Source organism: Psychrobacter pasteurii (genome assembly GCF_900162815.1).
Lineage (GTDB): Bacteria > Pseudomonadota > Gammaproteobacteria > Pseudomonadales > Moraxellaceae > Psychrobacter > Psychrobacter pasteurii.
On record NZ_FUGD01000075.1, the window covers coordinates 25,218 to 43,279 of the forward strand.

General features: G+C 44.2%; 22 protein-coding genes. All 22 read left to right on the plus strand.

Features of this window, described 5'->3' with window-relative positions; translation table 11 throughout:
* The first annotated feature begins 366 nt into the window (after window positions 1-366).
* The 22 genes from A1232T_RS14370 to A1232T_RS06130 all read left to right on the plus strand — a co-directional run bounded on the left by A1232T_RS14370 (window position 367) and on the right by A1232T_RS06130 (window position 18,060).
* A complete protein-coding gene (locus A1232T_RS14370) occupies window positions 367-552 on the plus strand; it encodes a hypothetical protein (RefSeq protein ID WP_244152399.1) in 186 nt (61 codons plus the stop codon).
* Window positions 525-1,082, plus strand: a complete 558-nt coding sequence (locus tag A1232T_RS14375; RefSeq protein ID WP_244152400.1) for an HNH endonuclease — start codon at window positions 525-527, stop codon at window positions 1,080-1,082. Before A1232T_RS14370 ends, A1232T_RS14375 begins: the two co-directional genes overlap by 28 nt.
* A gap of 119 nt (window positions 1,083-1,201) precedes the next feature.
* Window positions 1,202-1,654 (plus strand): phage terminase small subunit P27 family, encoded by a 453-nt coding sequence (locus tag A1232T_RS06040; RefSeq protein WP_077448571.1) that lies wholly within the window; start codon window positions 1,202-1,204, stop codon window positions 1,652-1,654.
* Window positions 1,655-1,686: 32 nt separating this feature from the next.
* Complete coding sequence (locus tag A1232T_RS06045) at window positions 1,687-3,390, plus strand: terminase large subunit (protein ID WP_077448572.1); 1,704 nt, start codon at window positions 1,687-1,689, stop codon at window positions 3,388-3,390.
* Window positions 3,387-4,655 (plus strand): phage portal protein, encoded by a 1,269-nt coding sequence (locus A1232T_RS13695; RefSeq protein ID WP_095532730.1) that lies wholly within the window; start codon window positions 3,387-3,389, stop codon window positions 4,653-4,655. The genes A1232T_RS06045 and A1232T_RS13695 overlap by 4 nt, the downstream gene beginning before the upstream one ends.
* Window positions 4,630-5,499: a head maturation protease, ClpP-related gene (locus A1232T_RS13700; protein ID WP_095532731.1), complete on the plus strand. Its 870-nt coding sequence runs from the start codon at window positions 4,630-4,632 to the stop codon at window positions 5,497-5,499. The genes A1232T_RS13695 and A1232T_RS13700 overlap by 26 nt, the downstream gene beginning before the upstream one ends.
* Window positions 5,500-5,568: 69 nt before the next feature.
* On the plus strand, window positions 5,569-6,804 hold the full coding sequence (locus A1232T_RS06055) for a phage major capsid protein (RefSeq protein WP_077448573.1): 1,236 nt from the start codon (window positions 5,569-5,571) through the stop codon (window positions 6,802-6,804).
* A 75-nt stretch (window positions 6,805-6,879) separates the two neighbouring features.
* Window positions 6,880-7,230, plus strand: coding sequence for a hypothetical protein (locus A1232T_RS06060; RefSeq protein WP_077448574.1), 351 nt, complete (start codon window positions 6,880-6,882; stop codon window positions 7,228-7,230).
* Window positions 7,231-7,232: 2 nt separating this feature from the next.
* Complete coding sequence (locus tag A1232T_RS06065) at window positions 7,233-7,547, plus strand: head-tail connector protein (protein WP_077448575.1); 315 nt, start codon at window positions 7,233-7,235, stop codon at window positions 7,545-7,547.
* Entirely contained in the window at window positions 7,548-7,880 is a 333-nt protein-coding gene (locus tag A1232T_RS06070; protein WP_077448576.1) for a phage head closure protein, read from the plus strand.
* Window positions 7,873-8,355 carry an HK97-gp10 family putative phage morphogenesis protein gene (locus A1232T_RS06075; RefSeq protein WP_077448577.1) on the plus strand — a complete coding sequence of 161 codons (483 nt, stop codon included), beginning with the start codon at window positions 7,873-7,875 and terminating at the stop codon, window positions 8,353-8,355. The genes A1232T_RS06070 and A1232T_RS06075 overlap by 8 nt, the downstream gene beginning before the upstream one ends.
* A gap of 3 nt (window positions 8,356-8,358) precedes the next feature.
* A complete protein-coding gene (gene gp17, locus A1232T_RS06080; RefSeq protein ID WP_077448578.1) occupies window positions 8,359-8,799 on the plus strand; it encodes a tail completion protein gp17 in 441 nt (146 codons plus the stop codon).
* A gap of 5 nt (window positions 8,800-8,804) precedes the next feature.
* Window positions 8,805-9,233, plus strand: coding sequence for a hypothetical protein (locus A1232T_RS06085; protein WP_077448579.1), 429 nt, complete (start codon window positions 8,805-8,807; stop codon window positions 9,231-9,233).
* Between the two features lie 30 nt (window positions 9,234-9,263).
* Window positions 9,264-9,635 (plus strand): phage tail assembly chaperone family protein, TAC, encoded by a 372-nt coding sequence (locus A1232T_RS06090; RefSeq protein WP_077448580.1) that lies wholly within the window; start codon window positions 9,264-9,266, stop codon window positions 9,633-9,635.
* Between the two features lie 47 nt (window positions 9,636-9,682).
* A complete protein-coding gene (locus A1232T_RS06095; RefSeq protein ID WP_077448581.1) occupies window positions 9,683-9,964 on the plus strand; it encodes a phage tail assembly protein T in 282 nt (93 codons plus the stop codon).
* Between the two features lie 73 nt (window positions 9,965-10,037).
* Window positions 10,038-10,949 carry a hypothetical protein gene (locus A1232T_RS06100; RefSeq protein ID WP_077448582.1) on the plus strand — a complete coding sequence of 304 codons (912 nt, stop codon included), beginning with the start codon at window positions 10,038-10,040 and terminating at the stop codon, window positions 10,947-10,949.
* 335 nt (window positions 10,950-11,284) lie between these two features.
* Entirely contained in the window at window positions 11,285-11,872 is a 588-nt protein-coding gene (locus tag A1232T_RS06105) for a Rha family transcriptional regulator (protein ID WP_077448583.1), read from the plus strand.
* Window positions 11,873-11,877: 5 nt separating this feature from the next.
* Window positions 11,878-12,069: a hypothetical protein gene (locus A1232T_RS06110; protein ID WP_077448584.1), complete on the plus strand. Its 192-nt coding sequence runs from the start codon at window positions 11,878-11,880 to the stop codon at window positions 12,067-12,069.
* A gap of 360 nt (window positions 12,070-12,429) precedes the next feature.
* Complete coding sequence (locus tag A1232T_RS06115) at window positions 12,430-15,993, plus strand: tape measure protein (protein ID WP_077448585.1); 3,564 nt, start codon at window positions 12,430-12,432, stop codon at window positions 15,991-15,993.
* Window positions 15,986-16,324, plus strand: a complete 339-nt coding sequence (locus tag A1232T_RS06120; RefSeq protein ID WP_077448586.1) for a phage tail protein — start codon at window positions 15,986-15,988, stop codon at window positions 16,322-16,324. Before A1232T_RS06115 ends, A1232T_RS06120 begins: the two co-directional genes overlap by 8 nt.
* Before the next feature lie 67 nt (window positions 16,325-16,391).
* Complete coding sequence (locus A1232T_RS06125; RefSeq protein ID WP_077448587.1) at window positions 16,392-17,264, plus strand: pyocin knob domain-containing protein; 873 nt, start codon at window positions 16,392-16,394, stop codon at window positions 17,262-17,264.
* Complete coding sequence (locus A1232T_RS06130; protein ID WP_077448588.1) at window positions 17,248-18,060, plus strand: phage minor tail protein L; 813 nt, start codon at window positions 17,248-17,250, stop codon at window positions 18,058-18,060. The genes A1232T_RS06125 and A1232T_RS06130 overlap by 17 nt, the downstream gene beginning before the upstream one ends.
* Window positions 18,061-18,062 lie beyond the last annotated feature (2 nt).

An 18,062-nucleotide genomic window follows, 5' to 3' on the forward strand; every position in this document is an offset into this window, starting at 1 on the left:
AAAAGCGATTGATTTAATTATCAGTCGCTTTTTTTGTGCCTGTAATTTAAGAGTACCATCTGACTGAGTACCCTTTATAACCCTTATAGATTCTAAGATGCTCATATCTGAGCATCTGAATAACCATGGTACCCTCATTGATGATGGCACCAAAAATATATAAGTTCCGAAAGGATTACCACTGGTAATAGTGGCGGCGTTAAGTGACCCATAAGCCCGTAGCCAACGATAAGAGTCGCACTTATATTTACCTTACCCACGCCCAAACAGCGTGGGCTTTTTTATACCTGGAGTTTGTGTTGGCTACACCATGCAGGGCACCACGCTGTCCTAATCTAACAACACGCAAAGACAAAGGTTATTGTGATGAGCACAAAGATAGACGCAGTAATTGGGCTAGACATCAACAAAGACGCGGGAACACAACACAGCGTGGTTACGGGCACGTATGGCGCAAGCTTCGCACGCAGATACTTCAGCGTGATGATTATCTTTGCGTATCTTGTCGAGAAGCAGGTAGGCTTGTGCCAGCCACTGACGTTGACCACATAGTGCCTAAGTCACAAGGTGGTACAGATACACCAGAGAATCTTCAGTCATTGTGTAAGGCATGTCACAGACACAAAACGGCGACTGAAAACAAGATCGGTTACTTTATGCCTGAGCACTTGAAGCCTATCCCTCAATCGGTCATCGTTTTCGGACCGCCTGCATCGGGTAAAACAACATGGGCAGTCAAGAATACACCCAATGCATTTATTGTAGACCTAGATTTGATTGTTCAGAAGATGACAGGCAAACCTAAATACATTAAGACCGAAGAAGAAAGGTTGCTAGGCATTAATAAGCGAAATCAAATTATGCTGGAGTTAGCAGCCAGCGGCGAACCTTGTACGATAGTTTTAACAGGCTCTACGGTAGAGCAAAGAAGATGGTGGGTTGATAAATTGAAGCCCAAGCAAGTTGTACAGCTTAGAGAGCCAGACAGTGTGCTTATAGAAAGAATACATGAAGATACAAGTAGGCCTAGTAGCGTCAAAAAAAGACATTTAGAGGTAGTGCGCTGCTATGAATATGACTGAGTCAGGGGGAGGGTGGGTTAATTGTTCAGGACCACCGCCGAGATGACCGACCCCCCCACACAGATTTTTACGACCGCGAAATTAAAAGTTTAGGTTGCCCCGAAAAATAGGATTTATTTATGAGAGGACGTAAGCCCAAGCCAACGGCCCTAAAGAAGCTGGCAGGTAATCCGGGCAAGCGTAAGCTCAATGATGCTGAGCCGGACTTCACTGAGATAACAGATGTCGAGCCGCCAGAATGGCTGCCAGACTTAGCAGTAGAAATGTGGCAAACAGTAATGCCTGAATTGTTAGCCGCCAAAGTCCTAACCGTACCGGACCTGCATAATGTTGAAGCTTTTTGCACAGCATACTCAATGTGGCGAGATGCGGAAGATCACGTTAAGCAATTTGGTGTTGTCATAGAAACGGAAAGATCCACAATTAAGAACCCAGCTGTCACTGTAATTAACGAGGCCAAAAAACAAATGCGTGAGTTCGGCGCATTGCTTGGACTCGATCCAAGTTCTCGTCAAAGATTGGTTGGACCCAAAAAGAGCGAAGACAAAGGAAACCCCTTTGATGACTTTTAAATAACAAATAACTAGATAGAGTTAACGATGAAATGTCCCGTAAATATCCTAATGTCGCAAAAGCTGAAAAGTACGCTCGCGACGTGGTTGCGGGAAAAATCATTGCATGCAAATGGATTAAGCTTGCATGTAAACGTCATTTAGACGAAAAAAAACTAAGCAGAAGTAAAGACTTTCCATACAGGTTTGACCCTGAGAGAGCTGAGCGAGTAGCTAAGTTTATCCAGTTGCTACCACATACGAAGGGCAAGTGGGCTAGAGAGCGCCTGCCAATAACGCTTGAACCATGGCAGCTATTTAGTATTTGCATACCATTTGGCTGGATAATTAAGAAGACAAAAACGCGCCGGTTCCGGCGCTTACTTGTTTTTGTGCCTCGTAAAAATGGTAAATCGGTGATTGCTGCAGGTATTGGCTTGTATATGTTCGTGGCCGATAACGAGTTCGGAGCTGAAGTCTACTCAGGCGCCACAACAGAGAAGCAGGCTTGGGAGGTTTTTAGGCCGGCCAAGCAGATGGTTGACCGTACGCCGGCATTAAAAGCACGCTTTGGTATTGAGTCAAATGCATCAAACATGAACGTGCCGTCCGATGGCAGTCGCTTTGAGCCGGTTATTGGTAAGCCTGGCGATGGTTCGAGTCCATCATGTGCTTTGGTTGATGAATACCACGAGCATAAAGATTCGGACCTGTACGACACGATGGAAACCGGTATGGGTGCCCGTGACCAGCCAATGATGGTAGTTATTACCACCGCAGGCGCGAATATTGGTGGTCCTTGCTACACGTTGGTACGTGACGCACAAAAGATGCTCGATGGTGCGTTAGACATGCCCGACATGTGGGCCATGATCTACACAAAAGATGAGGAAGATGAGTGGTCTAGTGAGCTAGCACTGCGTAAAGCAAACCCGAATTACGACATATCAGTAAGCGGTGAGTTTTTAAGAGCAAGATGCCGCGATGCAATGCAGTCAGCCCATAAGCAAAACACGTTCAGAACCAAGCACGTCAACGAGTTTGTGGGCGCCAAATCTGCTTGGATGAATATGTCCAAGTGGCAAATGGCGCCAGAGCGTAAATCACTTGAGGAGCTACAAGGCAGACCGTGCTATATCGGTCTTGATTTAGCAACCAAGATTGATATTGTCGCAAAAGTAATGGTATTTCCGCCAACGCTTGATGACCCTAACTATCATGTGCACTGCAAGTTCTACATACCCGAAGCCAGGTTAATGGAGGAGGGCGAGGTTAATAGCGAGCGTTACCAAGAATATGATCACCTTGGTTTATTGACTGTAACGGCTGGCGAGGTTATCGACTTTAGCGCTATTGAAGATGATTTAAAAGATGATCTGGGTACTCACAATGTACAAGAAGTAGCCTACGACCCATGGCAAGCGGCTCAATTGGCTCAGAACATGGAAAACGAGGGCGCAGTGATGGTAGAGATACGTCACACAGTCCAAAACATGTCCGAGCCCATGAAAGAGACTGAAGCGCTTGTGCTGTCACAGCGCCTGGCTCATGGTGACGATCCTGTTATGACTTGGATGATGTCCAACGTGGTGGCGACACTGGATAAAAAAGACAACATCTATCCGAACAAAGAGCGAGCCGAAAGTAAGATTGATGGGCCAGTGGCACTAATTATGGCACTGGCGCGTGCGATAGTGCATGACCAAAGCAATGGCTTAGATGATTTTGCAAGCAACCCAATTATGGTAGGGATATGATAAAAAAACAGGTAGGCCCTATCAGAGCGGCCATTTTAGAGTTTATGGGCGTTCCGGCTGAGATAACGCAGTTGGACGCCAATCAAGTGTTGTCCTTGTTGGGCAACGGCACTCAAACATCAAGCGGCAAAAACGTCACTGTAGATAGTGCATTGCAATTATCTACAGTGTGGGCTTGTGTGCGATTGATTAGTGAAACGGTTTCAACGCTACCGCTTAGAGTCTATCAAAACAATGACGATGGTAGCCGCACCTTGGCTAAGTCGCACCACTTATACAAGCTACTTTGCAAGAAACCCAATGCCGAGTTTACGCCTAGCCGCTTTCGCTTGATGATTGTGGCTAGCATTTGCCTGTGGGGTAATGCATATGTCGAAAAGATTTATATTGGCAAGCGCCTAGTATCATTAGAGCCACTATTGCCACAGTGCATCACAGTGAAGCGATTAAAATACGGCAGCCTTGAATATAAAGAAGTTAAAAATGGTAAAGAGCGGGTTATCCCAGAGAACCGAATTATGCATATTCGTGGCTTTGGGATAGATGGTATCAATGGTTTGGCAACAATATATCAAGGCCGTGAGACAGTTGGGAGTGCAACTGCAGCTGACCAAAGTGCTGGCAAGTTCTTCAAAAAAGGTATGCAGCCATCAGGGTTTCTGACAACTGACGTGCAGTTAAATGATAAACAAAGAGGTCAGATTGGTGACAACGTTACTAAATATGCGATGAGTGAAAATGCTGGACGCATTATGGTGTTAGAAGCTGGCATGAAGTACCAGAACATCACAATGAATCCAGAAGCTGCTCAGTTACTACAAACTCGCAGCTATAACGTTGAGGAATTGTGCCGGTTGTGGCGTGTACCACCCTTTATGATTGGCCACATGGACAAAGCATCAAGCTGGGCTTCATCAACTGAAGCTCAAATGCTGCACTTTTTAACCAATACCTTACGCCCTTTATTAGTCAATATTGAGCAAGAGCTTACAGCCAGTCTATTGGACCCGAGAGAAAGCGACGATATTACAATCGAGTTTTCTGTTGAGGGATTGCTAAGGGCTGACAGCAAGGGCCGGGCGGAATATTACAATAGCGCTCTTAATAATGGCTGGATGAATCGTAACGAAGTAAGGCGACTTGAAAACCTACCACCAGTGCCTGGCGGCGATGTCTATACGGTGCAGTCTGCGCTAATCAATCTTGAGCATGTTGGCAAAAATTACGGAGCTATAAACGATGAACCGACGCAGCAAACTACCTAAAGCACCTGAAGCTAAAGAACGCCCACAGCTGCACAGCGATGTGACGCCCAAAGCGCGTGAAATGTGGGATGGTGCTATTAAAGCAGCTGATGTGAGTGAAGATGACAATGTCATTAATATCTTAGATGCTATTGGCTACGATTGGTGGACTGATAGTGGCACCACAGCGAAGCGAATAAATGCAGCGCTAAAATATATTGGCCGTGACAACGATGTAATTGTAAATATTAATAGCCCGGGCGGTGATGTATTCGAAGGTTTGGCCATCTATAACCTCTTGCGTGAGCATAAAGGCAAAGTAACTGTACGCATTTTGGGCATTGCTGCAAGTGCCGCATCATTTATTGCCATGGCTGCCGATGAACTACAAATTGCTAGAGCTGGCTTTCTTATGATTCATAATAGCTGGACGATTGCAGCGGGTGATCGCAATGATTTACGGGATGTGGCTGACTTCTTAGAGCAAATCGACGGCACTATCGCTGATGTTTACCATGTTCGTAGCGGTATTGATGCTGGCGAGTTGGCCACCCAGATGGACACAGAAACATGGATTAGCGGCAAGACTGCTGTAGAAACCGGCATGGCTGACGGCTTTCTTGACTCCGATATTATTACAAAAGACGAAGACACTAAAAATACATCGAACGCGGTGCGCAAGATTGACAAATTGATGGCGATGCAAGGCATTCCACGTAGTGAGCGCCGCGAACTAATTGCAGAAATTAAACAGGGTACGCAAGACGCTGCCCAGCCAGGTATGCATGACGCTACCGAAATACCGCAGGATCTGATCAATGATTTGCGTGCTGTAGCCGCTAAATTTGAGCAGTTAAACGCTTAATCCCTCAACCAAATTAAACATTAGAGACCCGCCATTTGGTGGGTTTTTGCATTTATGGAGATAGACATTATGTCTGACCTTGAAATTAAAAATACGCTTGATGCTGTAAACAAGCAATTGAAAAAAGCTAATGAAGAGTTATTGCCAAAAGCAGAGAATGCGCTCAAAAAAGCTGAGAAGTCTGAAGAGTTATCTGCTCAAACAAAAAATGAGTTAGATAAGCTAATGGCAACCACCAACGCTTTGGAGGTCGCTAAAAATGATCTTGAAGTGCGTATTGGCGAAGCTGAGCAATTATTCGCGCGCCATAAGGGCGATGCTGGTAACAAAACTTACCAAACCGCTGGCCAGATTGTAGCCAATCACGAGGGTTTGCCACAGTTTGTAGAGGGCATCCAGGCTGGTCAGAAAATCCGAATCCCTGTTGGCAATGCAATTACGTCGCCTGATATTCCAGATGGTATTATCGCACCAACACGCCTCCCTGGTATTGATCAGAAGCCTAAGCAGCGTTTGTTTATCCGCGACTTAATCGCACCAGGTCAAACAGACAGTAATGCTATTTTTTGGGTGCAAGAGGGCGGCTTTACTAACAATGCAGCTGCGGTCCCTGAAAACACGCAAAAGCCGTACTCTACAATGACTTTTGATACCAAGATTACACCAGTGGCCACAATCGCTCATATGTTCAAAGCGTCTAAGCAAGTATTAGATGACTTCAAACAGCTGATGTCTACTATCGATGCTGAAATGCGCTTTGGTTTAAAGCAGAAAGAAGAAGAGGAAATCTTGTTTGGCAATGGTTCTGGTGCAAACTTGCATGGCATCATGCCACAAGCTGAAGATTTTAACGCCCTTATTAAGCCTGAAGGTACATCAACCAATATTGATGTTGTGCGTTTAGCAATGCTGCAGTGTCGTCTTGCACGTATGCCTGCCACTGGTACCGTCATGGACTTCTTGGAGTGGGCGAAGATTGAGCTGACCAAAAACAGCCTTGGCAACTATATCATCGCCAATCCAATGGGCTTCTTAGAAAAAACTCTATGGGGCCTACCAGTTGTCGATACTGATGAGCCAAACTTCAAAGGCAAGTTCTTAACAGGCGCGTTTGCAAGTGGCGCTCAAATTTTTGACCGTGAAGAAGCCAACGTGGTGATCTCTACTGAAAACGTAGATGACTTTGAGAAGAACATGATCTCTATCCGCTGCGAAGAACGTTTGGCATTAGCTCTTAAGCGTCCTGAAGCGTTCGTTAAAGGTGAATTTGCTACAGCGGTTGCAGGTTTAAACGCAGGAGCCTAACCCACACTCACAGCATTCCACTAATCATAAAAGGCAGCTATTAACCGTAGCTGTCTTTTTTATGGAGATAACAATATGTTTGTACGAGTAAATACCGACATTATGGTCGGAAACAAGACGATTATGAAGGGTCGCACTACAGAAACAACAAAGAGCGAGGGTCGCGATCTAGTCACTAAAGGCTATGCAGAGGAAGTTGATGCCTTAGATACGGCTGACGCAGGAGCTGCTGACTCTAATACTGAAAAATGGCAAACCGTAATTGCCATTAATGATGATGAAAGCGTGGTCACTGTCAATGATATGACGGGTCCAGAGCTTAAAAAATTCCTAACCGACAATGAAGTTGATTTTAAATCGAGCGCTAAAGTCAACGAGTTAAAAGACTTGGTGGAAGATTTGATTAAATCAAAAAATGAAGGTTAGCCATGATCACACTTGAGCAAGTTAAATTCCAATGCCGCATCGAGCAAGATAATGATTACGAAGATGACTTGCTCAACGGCTATATTGCAGCGGCTCGCAATCATGTGCAGGCCCACTTAGACCGCACGATTTATCCTGATGCGGTGCCAAGCAATGACCCCGATGGCTTGGTAGACAACGCGAGTATTGATCAAGCCATGCTTTTACTCGTTGCTCATTGGTGCGCCAATCGTGAAGCAGTATCTGAGTCAGCAATGACGGAAGTGCCACTTGGTGTACGTCACTTACTGCAACCCTATAGACGCATGGGGGTTTGAATGAATGCTGGCAAGTTAAGACACCGCATTAAGCTTTATAAGAGTAAAACAAAATCATCGCCTATGGGTGGGGGCGGAGCATTAATATGGGAGCATGTACTGACACTCTCCGCCGCGTTTGAGCCACTATCTGTAAAAGATATGTTGGCAGCTCAAGCGGCCAGTAGTGAGGCTAAAGTACGTTGTACCTTACGGTACCGGCATGATGTGGATAGCAAAATGCGAGTTGGCCATAGAGGCCGCATGTATGAGATTGATGGCGACCCTCTGCCAGATGCCAACAGTGGCCTTGAATACATGACTTTAATGTTAAAAGAGGTGACCAATGGCTAGTGACTGGGGTTCAGTTGATATTAAAGGGCTCGACGAACTTGACGCCAAGCTTGCACTGCTAGATAACGAGCTGGCTGGCAAGTCTCTATATAGCGCTTTAAACGTTGCTTTAACTCCAGTTGTTAAAGAGGCTAAAGCGCGAGCGAGTGTAGCACCTGAACCGCACATAATGACAACCGCCGGCGGTCGTAAGGTTGAGGTTAAGCCTGGGCTACTTGAGTCGGCTATCCGCAAACGCAGACTGCCGAAATCTGAGCATACAGGAGAGTTCGCCCAAGGCGCGGTGATGGGTGTTTATGTTGGGAAGGGCACAAAACAAAAAGAATATCCTAGGTATTGGCACTTTATTGAACATGGCACATCAAAAATGAGATCAGCGCCATTTTTACGCCCTGCTTTTGATCACAACGTAGACAATATGGTGAACCGCTTTGCTAAAAAGCTAGCGCAAAATATAGACAAGCATCTGGAGTAATCAATGATAGCGGGCATACAAATATATGAAGCTCTGCATTTACTCTTTGCGAACGATTTGCGCTTGGCGGATAAAACGCATTATGCGGACAAGACAAGATATGCATTGAAGCCTACAGCAGGCCGCATTTACCCCGATATGCTAACAGAGCACGATGACAAAACTATCCCTTATGTTGTTTATCAGAATATAAGCACAGTGCCCGAAGTAACGCTGGACGGTGTAACCGGGCATGAGTGGGTCCGCATGCAAATAGACGTATATCACAACGATAAATACCAGGCTGTACTACTCGCAAATCGAGTAGTACAAAAAATTAATGACAATATACAACCAAGCATTTATAGCGCGAGACAATCGCTTCGCGAGGGTAATTTATTTCGCGAGTCAATCGATTATGAGTTCTGGCAAACCGCCCCAACAACAGAAGACGAAATGGAGTAATCACCATGGCAGTAGAGAATTTAGTAGATAGCTTTTACCAGCTATTAGTATCTAGCACCGAGTTAGAGTTTAAAAAAGTAAGGCATTTGCAAAAATGCGAGCCACCGACCAGCGAAAAAACATTAGATGATGTGACGTCAACGGATGATAGGCGCACAGTCAAAGCAGTTGTTGATTTCACCGAGGACAGCGAAATTGAGTTTGAATTTGTGCTTGATCCGACTGACGAACAGCATCTCCTAATACAAAGTGCGTATGAAGATAATACAGAGCTAAACTGGCAGTATAAACTCGTCAAAGCGACGGGATTGAGCCGTCAGTTCAAAGGCATGGTCAGTAAATTAACTCCAAACACTGATGATAATAAAAAGAAGGTCCGCATGACTGGGACAATCACTATCACCAGCGACCCCACAAAAATTTTAACCGAATAATCACTAAAATTTAGCATAAGGACAAGATAGATGAAAAAGATTGAAACTAAAGGTGTTTTAGATAAAGCTGCCATTTTGGCATTTGCCAGCAATAGCGCTTTAAAGGTTGAGAAAATCGAATTATCAGAAATGGGGGGTGAGGTTTACATCAAAGAGCTTACAGCGGGCGAGCGCGAAGCTCTTGAAAAACAGATGCAAAGTCAGACTGATAAAAATGCTGTACGCGCCACAGTGTTTGTACATAGTGTTTGTAACGCAGATGGCGAGCTGATGTTTAATGTTGAAGACATCGAAGCAATTAAACAATTGCCAAGCCGTCCAGTCATTAAAGTGTTTAACCGCTCAAATGAAATCAACGGCATCACCCCTGAGCAAGTAGATACTGCAGAAAAAAACTCCTAAGCCATCCTAGTCGTAGATTTTTATTCAAGCTTGCAGGTCATCTTGGCATGACAGTCTCACAGCTATCATCTGAGATGACATCGCAAGAACTGACAGAGTGGATGGCGTACGATAGATTTGACCCGATTGGAGGGTTCCGACAAGATTTACAGACAGCGCATTTGTTATATGAAAAACGGGGTAGCGATGATAAAAACATTTTTGACTTCTTACCTGTTGACCCAAACCCAATGACTGACGAGCAGCGCGCAGAAGTTGAGAGAGTTAAGAAAATAGAGGAGTTGGAGGTTCAGACAGCACAAATGATTGCTATGTTTGACAGTATGTAATGCTATAGACAGCTGGTTATTTGTGATTTTTCGTACTATGATTAAGTCTTTAATCTTAATATTTGGAGGCTGAATGTTGCGCAAAATTATAAATATCACACTTTACTTAATTGCAGCGTTTGTAGCCCTCATGGCTATAGCAATGATATTTGCAGCAAATGTGAATAATTTTAAAGCATTTGTTGTGCTAATAATATCGGCTGCTATTTTTTTGCCAGAGGTGCAGGCCTCAATTAATAGGATGGTTGGAAAGAACATTAATGCCATTGCTTATATTTTTTTAGGGTTTGTTTTATTCATCTGTGGAATACTCATTGCTGCGGGGACAGAGTCACAAGTAAAAGAAGTCCAGGCTAAAAAAGCAATCGACGCAAAGCAGGTTGTGGTAGGAAAAGAACAAGAGATAAAGAAAAAAGAACAGATCGAAAAAGAGAAAGCTGAGAAAGTTAAAGAGCAAGATTTAAGTAAGGTTATTTATCCTTATACTAAAGAAGAATATCCTAAGCTTTATGCTCAATGGGGAGAGGAATGGATATCGGATATTAATCTAATGTTGCCTAAAGCTGCTGAAAAAATCAGCAAAGAGTCGAAGTGTGATAATGTGGAGATTGTTGAAATCTCTACAACTAAAAGCAAACCCAAAAAAGAAGCAGTTTTTTTTATTGATTGCAGTAATGGTGAGCGTTTCTATGTATCACAAAATGACTTTGATGTAGAAAGTGAGATGCTAGCAGAGAGTGAAAAACTTGGGCAGCCTAGTAACTACATTCACTCCTGCAGAAAAGCCATAACAGCCCAACTACAATATCCAAGCTCTTTTGATGATGAAATATTATCTATCTCAGCTAGAAAGACACGGACAGGAAATATTGAAATCGTAATTCCTTTTACAGCAAAAAATGGCTTGGGTATGGATATTCCGCAAAGCGGGAGATGTTTAGTAACTACTGAAAATAAAATAGAGCTTAACATTACTGACAGGTAGTATGCATAAGGCTATGCAATATAAAAACCCACTTGCTAAAGTGGGTTTTTTAGTAGATAATCACAAATGAGGCGTCGAAACCTCTAATCAAACAGCGCAATCCACATGCGTCAACGTGGTTTTTTTATGCCTAATCAATAGGCAGGCTCTTACATATTTGTCTCTGTGTTGTTGTGATAAACATGCAGATAACCATCTATGTCGAGAGGGTGGCAGCACATATAAGACCCACTTGCGTGGGAAAAACTGCCCGCCGTTCTGTTTGACGGTTTCGAACCTCTTGGCGCCCTATATATTTATAAGGCAACCTCGAAAAAAACAAACAGGAGGTCATTATGACCACATTATCTGCAACCTATCAAAGCTTAGTTCATAACCATAACAATCAAGTTACCACTACATCAAAAATAGTGGCCGATACTTTTGGTAAAATGCATAAACATGTTTTAGCTAAAATTGACCAAATAATCGCTGAAACGCCCGTAGAATTCAATGAGCCCAATTTTCGTCCTATTGAGATGAGTGTAAAAGTTGGCTTTGGTATGCGCTCAGAAAGAGCTTTCGAAATCACCAAGGATGGCTTTATGTTATTGGTGATGGGCTTTACTGGCAAAAAGGCAATGGCGCTTAAGATTGAATTTATTAACGCCTTCAATTGGATGTATGAACAATTACAATCTGCAAGGACAACATCAGAGCAGCGCACACCACTTAGGCAGGCATGTGATCGTCTGGCTGTGAATAATATGCTGATTAGCGATGCTTACAAGATGGTGAGTGAGTATTATGGCGTGGAAGGTATCGATCAGATACCTGTCGATAAACTGCCTGAAGCGGTAGCTTATGTGTACGAAGTGGCTTTAAAGCTTAAATCCACCAGTACGCTGAGCGAAGCGGTGCGCCTCAATACCAATCATTGGTGACCAATGTGTTTTATATCAATAGCTGGTTTAAAGCGGTGCGCGGCCCACTATCAGCCTTAAATCCATTGCTGGTTAAAGAGGTTAGTGGACATATGATTAACGGCGTATTTACAGCTGGCATATTAAACAGTCAATTACAGATAGGGTTTGATGCTACTATTAGCAACGCCCACCAATGGAGTGTTGGTAAAGTCTAAACACTCATATTAACTGAACAAAAAGCCTCAATCGTTTTGATTGGGGCTTTTTTATTACCCAAAGCAAAACCCCCAGTCTGACCGGACGTGGGGGTTTTTGTATTCACTCCTAACAGCACTTAAGAGTAAATCTATGAAAGATTATATCACAATATTTATGGAGGCGATAATGGAGAGTCTAAAGAAATATGGCTTGATACCGACGCTTTTAATGATTATAGGGTTTATTATTTTTGCGTCAATTCTGCTATTCGTTTGGCAGCTGCCTGAAATAATTATGGCAATTAAATCTTAAAAACAAAAATATAGATATGCCCCTTTATGGGGCTTTTTTTATGCCCGGAATAAGGAGTATTAACATTGGGTAAAGTCTTATCACGCTTAGATATCTTACTGCATGCTAATACTGCTAACTACCGCCGCGATATTAAGCAAGCAACAAACGAGACCAAAGCAGAGCTAAAAAGCGTCTCCGATGCAGCAGTTGCAAGTGGCAAAAAAATTGATGCGTCACTTAACTCGCTACTTAATATGAAAAACGCGATTGCTGGCGTGGGTGTTGCTGCATTTGCATCATCTATCATAAGCACGGCTGATCAAATGCAGGATCTTGCTAGTAAGATTCGGATTAGCACTGAAAGCACTGAAGAATATGTTGCAGTCATGCACCAGTTGCGAGATATCTCGCGCGAAAACGCAGCATCTTATGGAGCAACAGTTGAACTGTATGCTGATTCACGTAGAGCATTAAAAGAGCTCGGTAAATCACAGCAAGAGACTATTGATTTTACGAATAATTTATCTAAAGCAATGCGCGTCGGTGGTGGCGAAGCACAGGCTCAAGCCGCTGCATTAACTCAGCTTGGTCAGGCTCTAGCATCAGGCGTTCTAAGAGGTGATGAATTTAACTCAGTTGCTGAGCAGGCGCCAGTTTTGCTTGATTTGCTTGCAAAAGAGTTAGACACAACCAGAGGAGCTTTGCGTAAATTAGCCGCTGATGGGGCATTGACTTCAGATGTAATTTACAACGCTATATCATCAGCAACTGACGTTCTAGACGAAAAGATGTCTAAAGTGACAGTAACTCTCACTCAAGCAGTGGGGGTGTTTAAAGATCAGTATGCAATTTTTGTAGATGACATAGTTAACCAGAACACAACCATAGGTCAGAACCTGGGTCAAATGGTATTAGTCGCCGCTGATAACTTTGCAACACTAGCCAAGGCAGGTATAGCGGTCAGTGGCGTGTGGCTAGCAAACACAGTGGCAAGCTCAGGCCTAACAAAGTCAATAGCGGGGCTGGTGGGCGCACAAGTAGCGTCAGCAAAAGCCGCGGTCACAAATGCTATGAGCACTCAGAGTCAAATAGCAGCAATTAATAAATTGCATACAAACATGATGTTACTGCGCATGACTAAGACGCATTACATCGCATTAGCAAAGCAGGCTGTCGCAAGTACCGTGGCGTACACTCGCTCATTGGCTGGGCTGGCTAGCGGCTTTAATGCATCAACTGCGGCAGCTGCTATGCACAATAGAGCGATAGCAGCGGGCAATGCAACAAAAAAAGTTGCTGTAGCAAGTACCATGCTTGCGACAAGTGCAACCAGGAGTATGGGTAACGCGCTTAAGTCTGTTGGCAGTATTATCACCAAGCATCCTCTTATGATAGTAGCTGCGACGCTGTCTGCTATTGTCGTGCAGACACATGGCCTACAAGGCGCCATGGATAGTCTAGGCGATGCGTTAAGCGTTGTTGGCATCTTATTTACTGACATGGTCTCAGTGGGAGTCAACGGCATTGGCTGGCTGTGGGATAGCACTACCAACTTTTTAAACAGCCTTATGGGAGACTCTCAGACTGCAACCGAAACATCTGGTGGTTATTTTGCGACTCTATTTGCTGGCACTGAAGGCGGGTTTGTTGGCATGTTGCAAGTAGCTGCTAGTGTCTTTGATGACATCCTGTCTGCAGTAGTGGCTTTTGCTCGCATGAGCTGGACAAATCTAAACCAGTTTGTCATTAGTGTGAAGAACGCTTTTAAAAGCATGGGAAACCTAGCTATAAGTGTGTTTGAGGGGATTGTTAACGCAGGCATTAGTCGGATCAACTTTTTGATATCGGGCGTGAACCTGCTCATAAGAGGTGCAAACGCTGCTAAAAACCTTTTTGGTTTTGACGGTGGCTATAGTGAGGTAGCGCATCTAGGGAATGCGAGCTTTGGGAGGTTCTCATTCGAGGACACCAACTATGTTGGCTACACAGAGTCGTACACTCAAATCACTGCAGCGAGAAGCCTGACTGACAGCGCAATCGCTCGACAAAACGACATTAAAACAAACGCAGACGCTGCAAGAGACGCGTTAAATAAAACTGGAGTAGCTGCTGAACAGGCTGGAGAATCTGCTAAGAAGGCGGCCGACAAGGCGAACAAAGGTCTTAAAGATGTCAAAAAAGGTCTGACGGATGCTGAAAAAGCAGCTCAAGCTCTTTATAGGTCTTTCCTGAGCGCCGAAGCTGAGCTTAGAAAATCTATCTTCATGCTGGACCCGCAGACAACTTTTAGCGAACTGGCTTACGATCTATCAGATGCAACAAACGAGATGTCGAAGTTTGATGAGCAAATGAAGCAAGTTTTACGCTCGCTCGCTAGAACTAAAGATATAAAACAATTCAATAATCAAATGAGAGATGCTGACGAGGAGATTAAAAGAGAAATTGAATTGTTGCGCGCTACTAATGACCTTGAGCGTGAGCGCCTCACAATCCAGTATGAAATACAAGACGAGCTTAAAAAATACCAGTCTCTAAAAAATGCTGGACTAACCGCTGATTACAACGCAATTGAGACGCGTTTAAAATATTTAGAAGCTGACAAGCTGCAATTACTACACTACCAGACAATCGATTCTGTAGCTAAGGACTTGGAAGGTACGATAAATGATTTATATCGACAAACTGCATTGCTTGATAATGACAGCCCTGTCGAGGCGCTACTGTACGATCTCAAAGCGTCTGGAAAATTGGCGAACGCAACAGAAGAGGAAATGCAGAGCCTAGCCAGTGCTGTCAATGCTGCTAGAGATGCATACGAAGAGTTTACACAAGCAAAATTAGCTAGCGAAATAAAGCTAGAAGTACGTAATAGCGCGGAACAACTTCGTACAGAGTTGCTGGATTATGCAACACCAGGCACGACTTATGATCAGAATGACAAATTGCTAGCCGACTCAATTAAGAAACTGCGACAAGCTCGAGAGCTAGAGCAGATGCAGCAAGATGAGTATGACAGACTTGCTGAGATAGCAAAAAAACGTCATTACGACAAAATGATCGAGCTGAATCAGATGTATGCTAGCGACACACTAACGTCTATGGTCGGTATGACTCGAGCGTTATTTAGCGAACAATCAAGCGCATATCGCTTTATGTTTGCAGCACAGCAGTCATTTGTAATGGCGAGTGCCGGCATGAATATGTATGAGGCTTGGGGTGACATGATGGCACAGGGCGTAAGCTTACCCGACAAATTAGCTGGAGCCGCAACGATTGTTGCAGAATTCGGGAAAATTATCTCAGCAGCAAGCTCATTAACTCTTGATTTGCCGGGCTACCGCAGCGGTGGTTTTACCGGATCTGGACGTGTGAATGAAGTCGCGGGACTTGTGCACAGAGAAGAATTTGTGGCAAACGCTGGCGTGACTCGTAAGTATCGACCTGAGTTGGAAGCCATGCACAACGGCACCTACAAGCGCAACAGTGGCAACACTAATATCAATGTGAGCGTTAAAGTCGAAAGTAATGGTCAGAGCACAGTTGAGTCGAATCAGCAATTGGGCAAACAGCTTGGTGCGGGGCTTGTCGAGAAGATTAAACAGGTCTTGGTGCAAGAGAGTAAGCCTGGAGGTTTGTTGTATGCTTAAAACATTCACATGGTCCGTTGACATGGGTCCTAGCGCCCAAACATCACACCGTGTTGGCAAAAACCAGTTTGGTGATGGCTACGCTCAAAAATTTAAGATAGGTATAAACAATAAAACAAAGAATTGGTCTGGCACAAAAAAGGGAGACTACCGAACAGTCATCAAGCCGATTATTGATTTTCTCGACGAGCATGAAGGCTACCTGCCTTTTCTGTGGACCGACCCTCACGGTGAGACTCGGCAATATACTTGCTCAGAATATCCTGTAGTCCAAACAAAGGGTAACCACTGGCAAATTACTCTTAATTTTGAGCAAAATCACAGCGTTTAACCCCTCTTAATCAATCAACCATACGCCCCGCAGCTATCAGCTCGGGGCTTTTTTTGGAGTAAATATAATGGCTATAAAATTACCCGACCCAGGCAACGGCATTCCCGAGCAAAAAACCGGCAATGACGAATGGACTAACATGCAGATTGTGCGCGAAAACTTTGCTGATAAGAGTAACGCAGCGAGCAGGCTTGTAGGCACTGCTGACGGACAAGTGCCACTTGCAGAAGATATAGCAAAACTAGCAGGCTCTCAAGTACATAGGGAATTAACATCAAGCCAGGCAGGTTCAACAGACTTCAATGATTATGTAGCGGGAGAAAGGGTATACAGCTCAACATTTGCCAAAAACGCGCCAAATGGTTCGCCAAGTTATGTATTTTTACAGACTATCTCGACACGGAATGCGAACAAAATGAACCGCCTCCAAGTAGTGACACCCGCGTTTGGTAGTACCGCCAATATGTGGTTAAGGGTGGCAACGGGCAACGCTGACTTATCTTGGAGTGCGTGGGCTAAAGTATATACTGACCAAAACACAACAAAAGAGGCGGGCACAGGCTACCTAGTGGCCTCAAGTCCTGTACTAAAAGTACAACACGACAGCTTCGAGAAAGTACACGAAGCCGAGCAATTAGATATTGAAGTGAAAAACATTAAAACAGGCGTCTATGAAATCACAGGCACGACAGGACTTCGAGAGAATGATGGCTGGAACCTAAAACCACCTAAAGATGTTAACGGGAACGTGTTATGTATTTGCGAAGCAACAGAGAGAAATGGAGTAATCACACTCAAAACTTACAAGAAAAAGTTTGATTTTGAGACTGTATCTATTGTCGCAGACTATGAGCAACCAACGGATATTCCCGAAGGTGCGGTTGTAATGCTTCGCTTTAACGACTTACCGCAGGAGCAACTAGATGAGCCGACTATCTAATGACCTCCAAAAACTATCAGTCTCGGGTCTCGTTACGCTTTACGAGTTAGACGCAACTCAATTGGGCGGTGATATTTACCGTTGGCATGGTCATATAAGTCATCAAGACTGGGTGTATATTTTTGAGCATGCAAGCAAAAATCAGTATGCCGATAAAAACAAATATACAAAGCCAATAGGTAAAGACGAAGTTCTTAAAAGAAATATAATCTGGCAGGGCAAGACGTTTACTCCAATGCCTATTAGCACCGATGGTCTTGAAGTGCGCGGGGATAGTAGGCCGTCATCACCATCACTAGCTGTTGCCAACATGATTGACGGCCAAGCTGGGGCAATAGGCATACTATGTGCTTACTTTAACGACTTTGTTGGAGCCAAGCTCAAGGTAATTCGTGTGCTCGCTAAATATCTTGATTCTGCTAATTTCGCGGACGGCAACCTCTCAGCTGACTCCACCCAGTTTAGCTTTCAAGATTGGGAAATCAATAAGAAGTTGCGCGAGTCGCTTAGCGAGAAATCAAGCGAAGTTGTCTTTGAGTTGAGCACACCGCTTACTGCGCAAAATCAAAAAATACCAGCTCGCACTATCACAAAATACTGTGATTGGTGCGTCAAAGGCAAATACCGAGGTGAGTCGTGCGGCTATACGGGCGCGGCTATGTTTACTGAAGACGGCAAGCCTACAGACAACCCCGCGCTTGATAAGTGCGGTGGCCTTATTAAAGACTGTAAGCTCCGATTTGGCGAGAATCAGCCACTAAGACATGGCGGGTTCGCATCGTCTCGTATCAGCTAAGG

Coding starts and splice junctions, on each gene's coding strand:
- gp17 (WP_077448578.1), top strand. CDS start 8,359: ATGATAGCGGGCATACAAATATATGAAGCTCTGCATTTACTCTTTGCG.
- A1232T_RS14370 (WP_244152399.1), top strand. CDS start 367: ATGAGCACAAAGATAGACGCAGTAATTGGGCTAGACATCAACAAAGAC.
- A1232T_RS06070 (WP_077448576.1), top strand. CDS start 7,548: ATGAATGCTGGCAAGTTAAGACACCGCATTAAGCTTTATAAGAGTAAA.
- A1232T_RS06090 (WP_077448580.1), top strand. CDS start 9,264: ATGAAAAAGATTGAAACTAAAGGTGTTTTAGATAAAGCTGCCATTTTG.
- A1232T_RS06130 (WP_077448588.1), top strand. CDS start 17,248: ATGAGCCGACTATCTAATGACCTCCAAAAACTATCAGTCTCGGGTCTC.
- A1232T_RS06075 (WP_077448577.1), top strand. CDS start 7,873: ATGGCTAGTGACTGGGGTTCAGTTGATATTAAAGGGCTCGACGAACTT.
- A1232T_RS13695 (WP_095532730.1), top strand. CDS start 3,387: ATGATAAAAAAACAGGTAGGCCCTATCAGAGCGGCCATTTTAGAGTTT.
- A1232T_RS06100 (WP_077448582.1), top strand. CDS start 10,038: ATGTTGCGCAAAATTATAAATATCACACTTTACTTAATTGCAGCGTTT.
- A1232T_RS06085 (WP_077448579.1), top strand. CDS start 8,805: ATGGCAGTAGAGAATTTAGTAGATAGCTTTTACCAGCTATTAGTATCT.
- A1232T_RS06060 (WP_077448574.1), top strand. CDS start 6,880: ATGTTTGTACGAGTAAATACCGACATTATGGTCGGAAACAAGACGATT.
- A1232T_RS06125 (WP_077448587.1), top strand. CDS start 16,392: ATGGCTATAAAATTACCCGACCCAGGCAACGGCATTCCCGAGCAAAAA.
- A1232T_RS06040 (WP_077448571.1), top strand. CDS start 1,202: ATGAGAGGACGTAAGCCCAAGCCAACGGCCCTAAAGAAGCTGGCAGGT.
- A1232T_RS06055 (WP_077448573.1), top strand. CDS start 5,569: ATGTCTGACCTTGAAATTAAAAATACGCTTGATGCTGTAAACAAGCAA.
- A1232T_RS13700 (WP_095532731.1), top strand. CDS start 4,630: ATGAACCGACGCAGCAAACTACCTAAAGCACCTGAAGCTAAAGAACGC.
- A1232T_RS06065 (WP_077448575.1), top strand. CDS start 7,233: ATGATCACACTTGAGCAAGTTAAATTCCAATGCCGCATCGAGCAAGAT.
- A1232T_RS06120 (WP_077448586.1), top strand. CDS start 15,986: ATGCTTAAAACATTCACATGGTCCGTTGACATGGGTCCTAGCGCCCAA.
- A1232T_RS06095 (WP_077448581.1), top strand. CDS start 9,683: ATGACAGTCTCACAGCTATCATCTGAGATGACATCGCAAGAACTGACA.
- A1232T_RS06045 (WP_077448572.1), top strand. CDS start 1,687: ATGTCCCGTAAATATCCTAATGTCGCAAAAGCTGAAAAGTACGCTCGC.
- A1232T_RS06105 (WP_077448583.1), top strand. CDS start 11,285: ATGACCACATTATCTGCAACCTATCAAAGCTTAGTTCATAACCATAAC.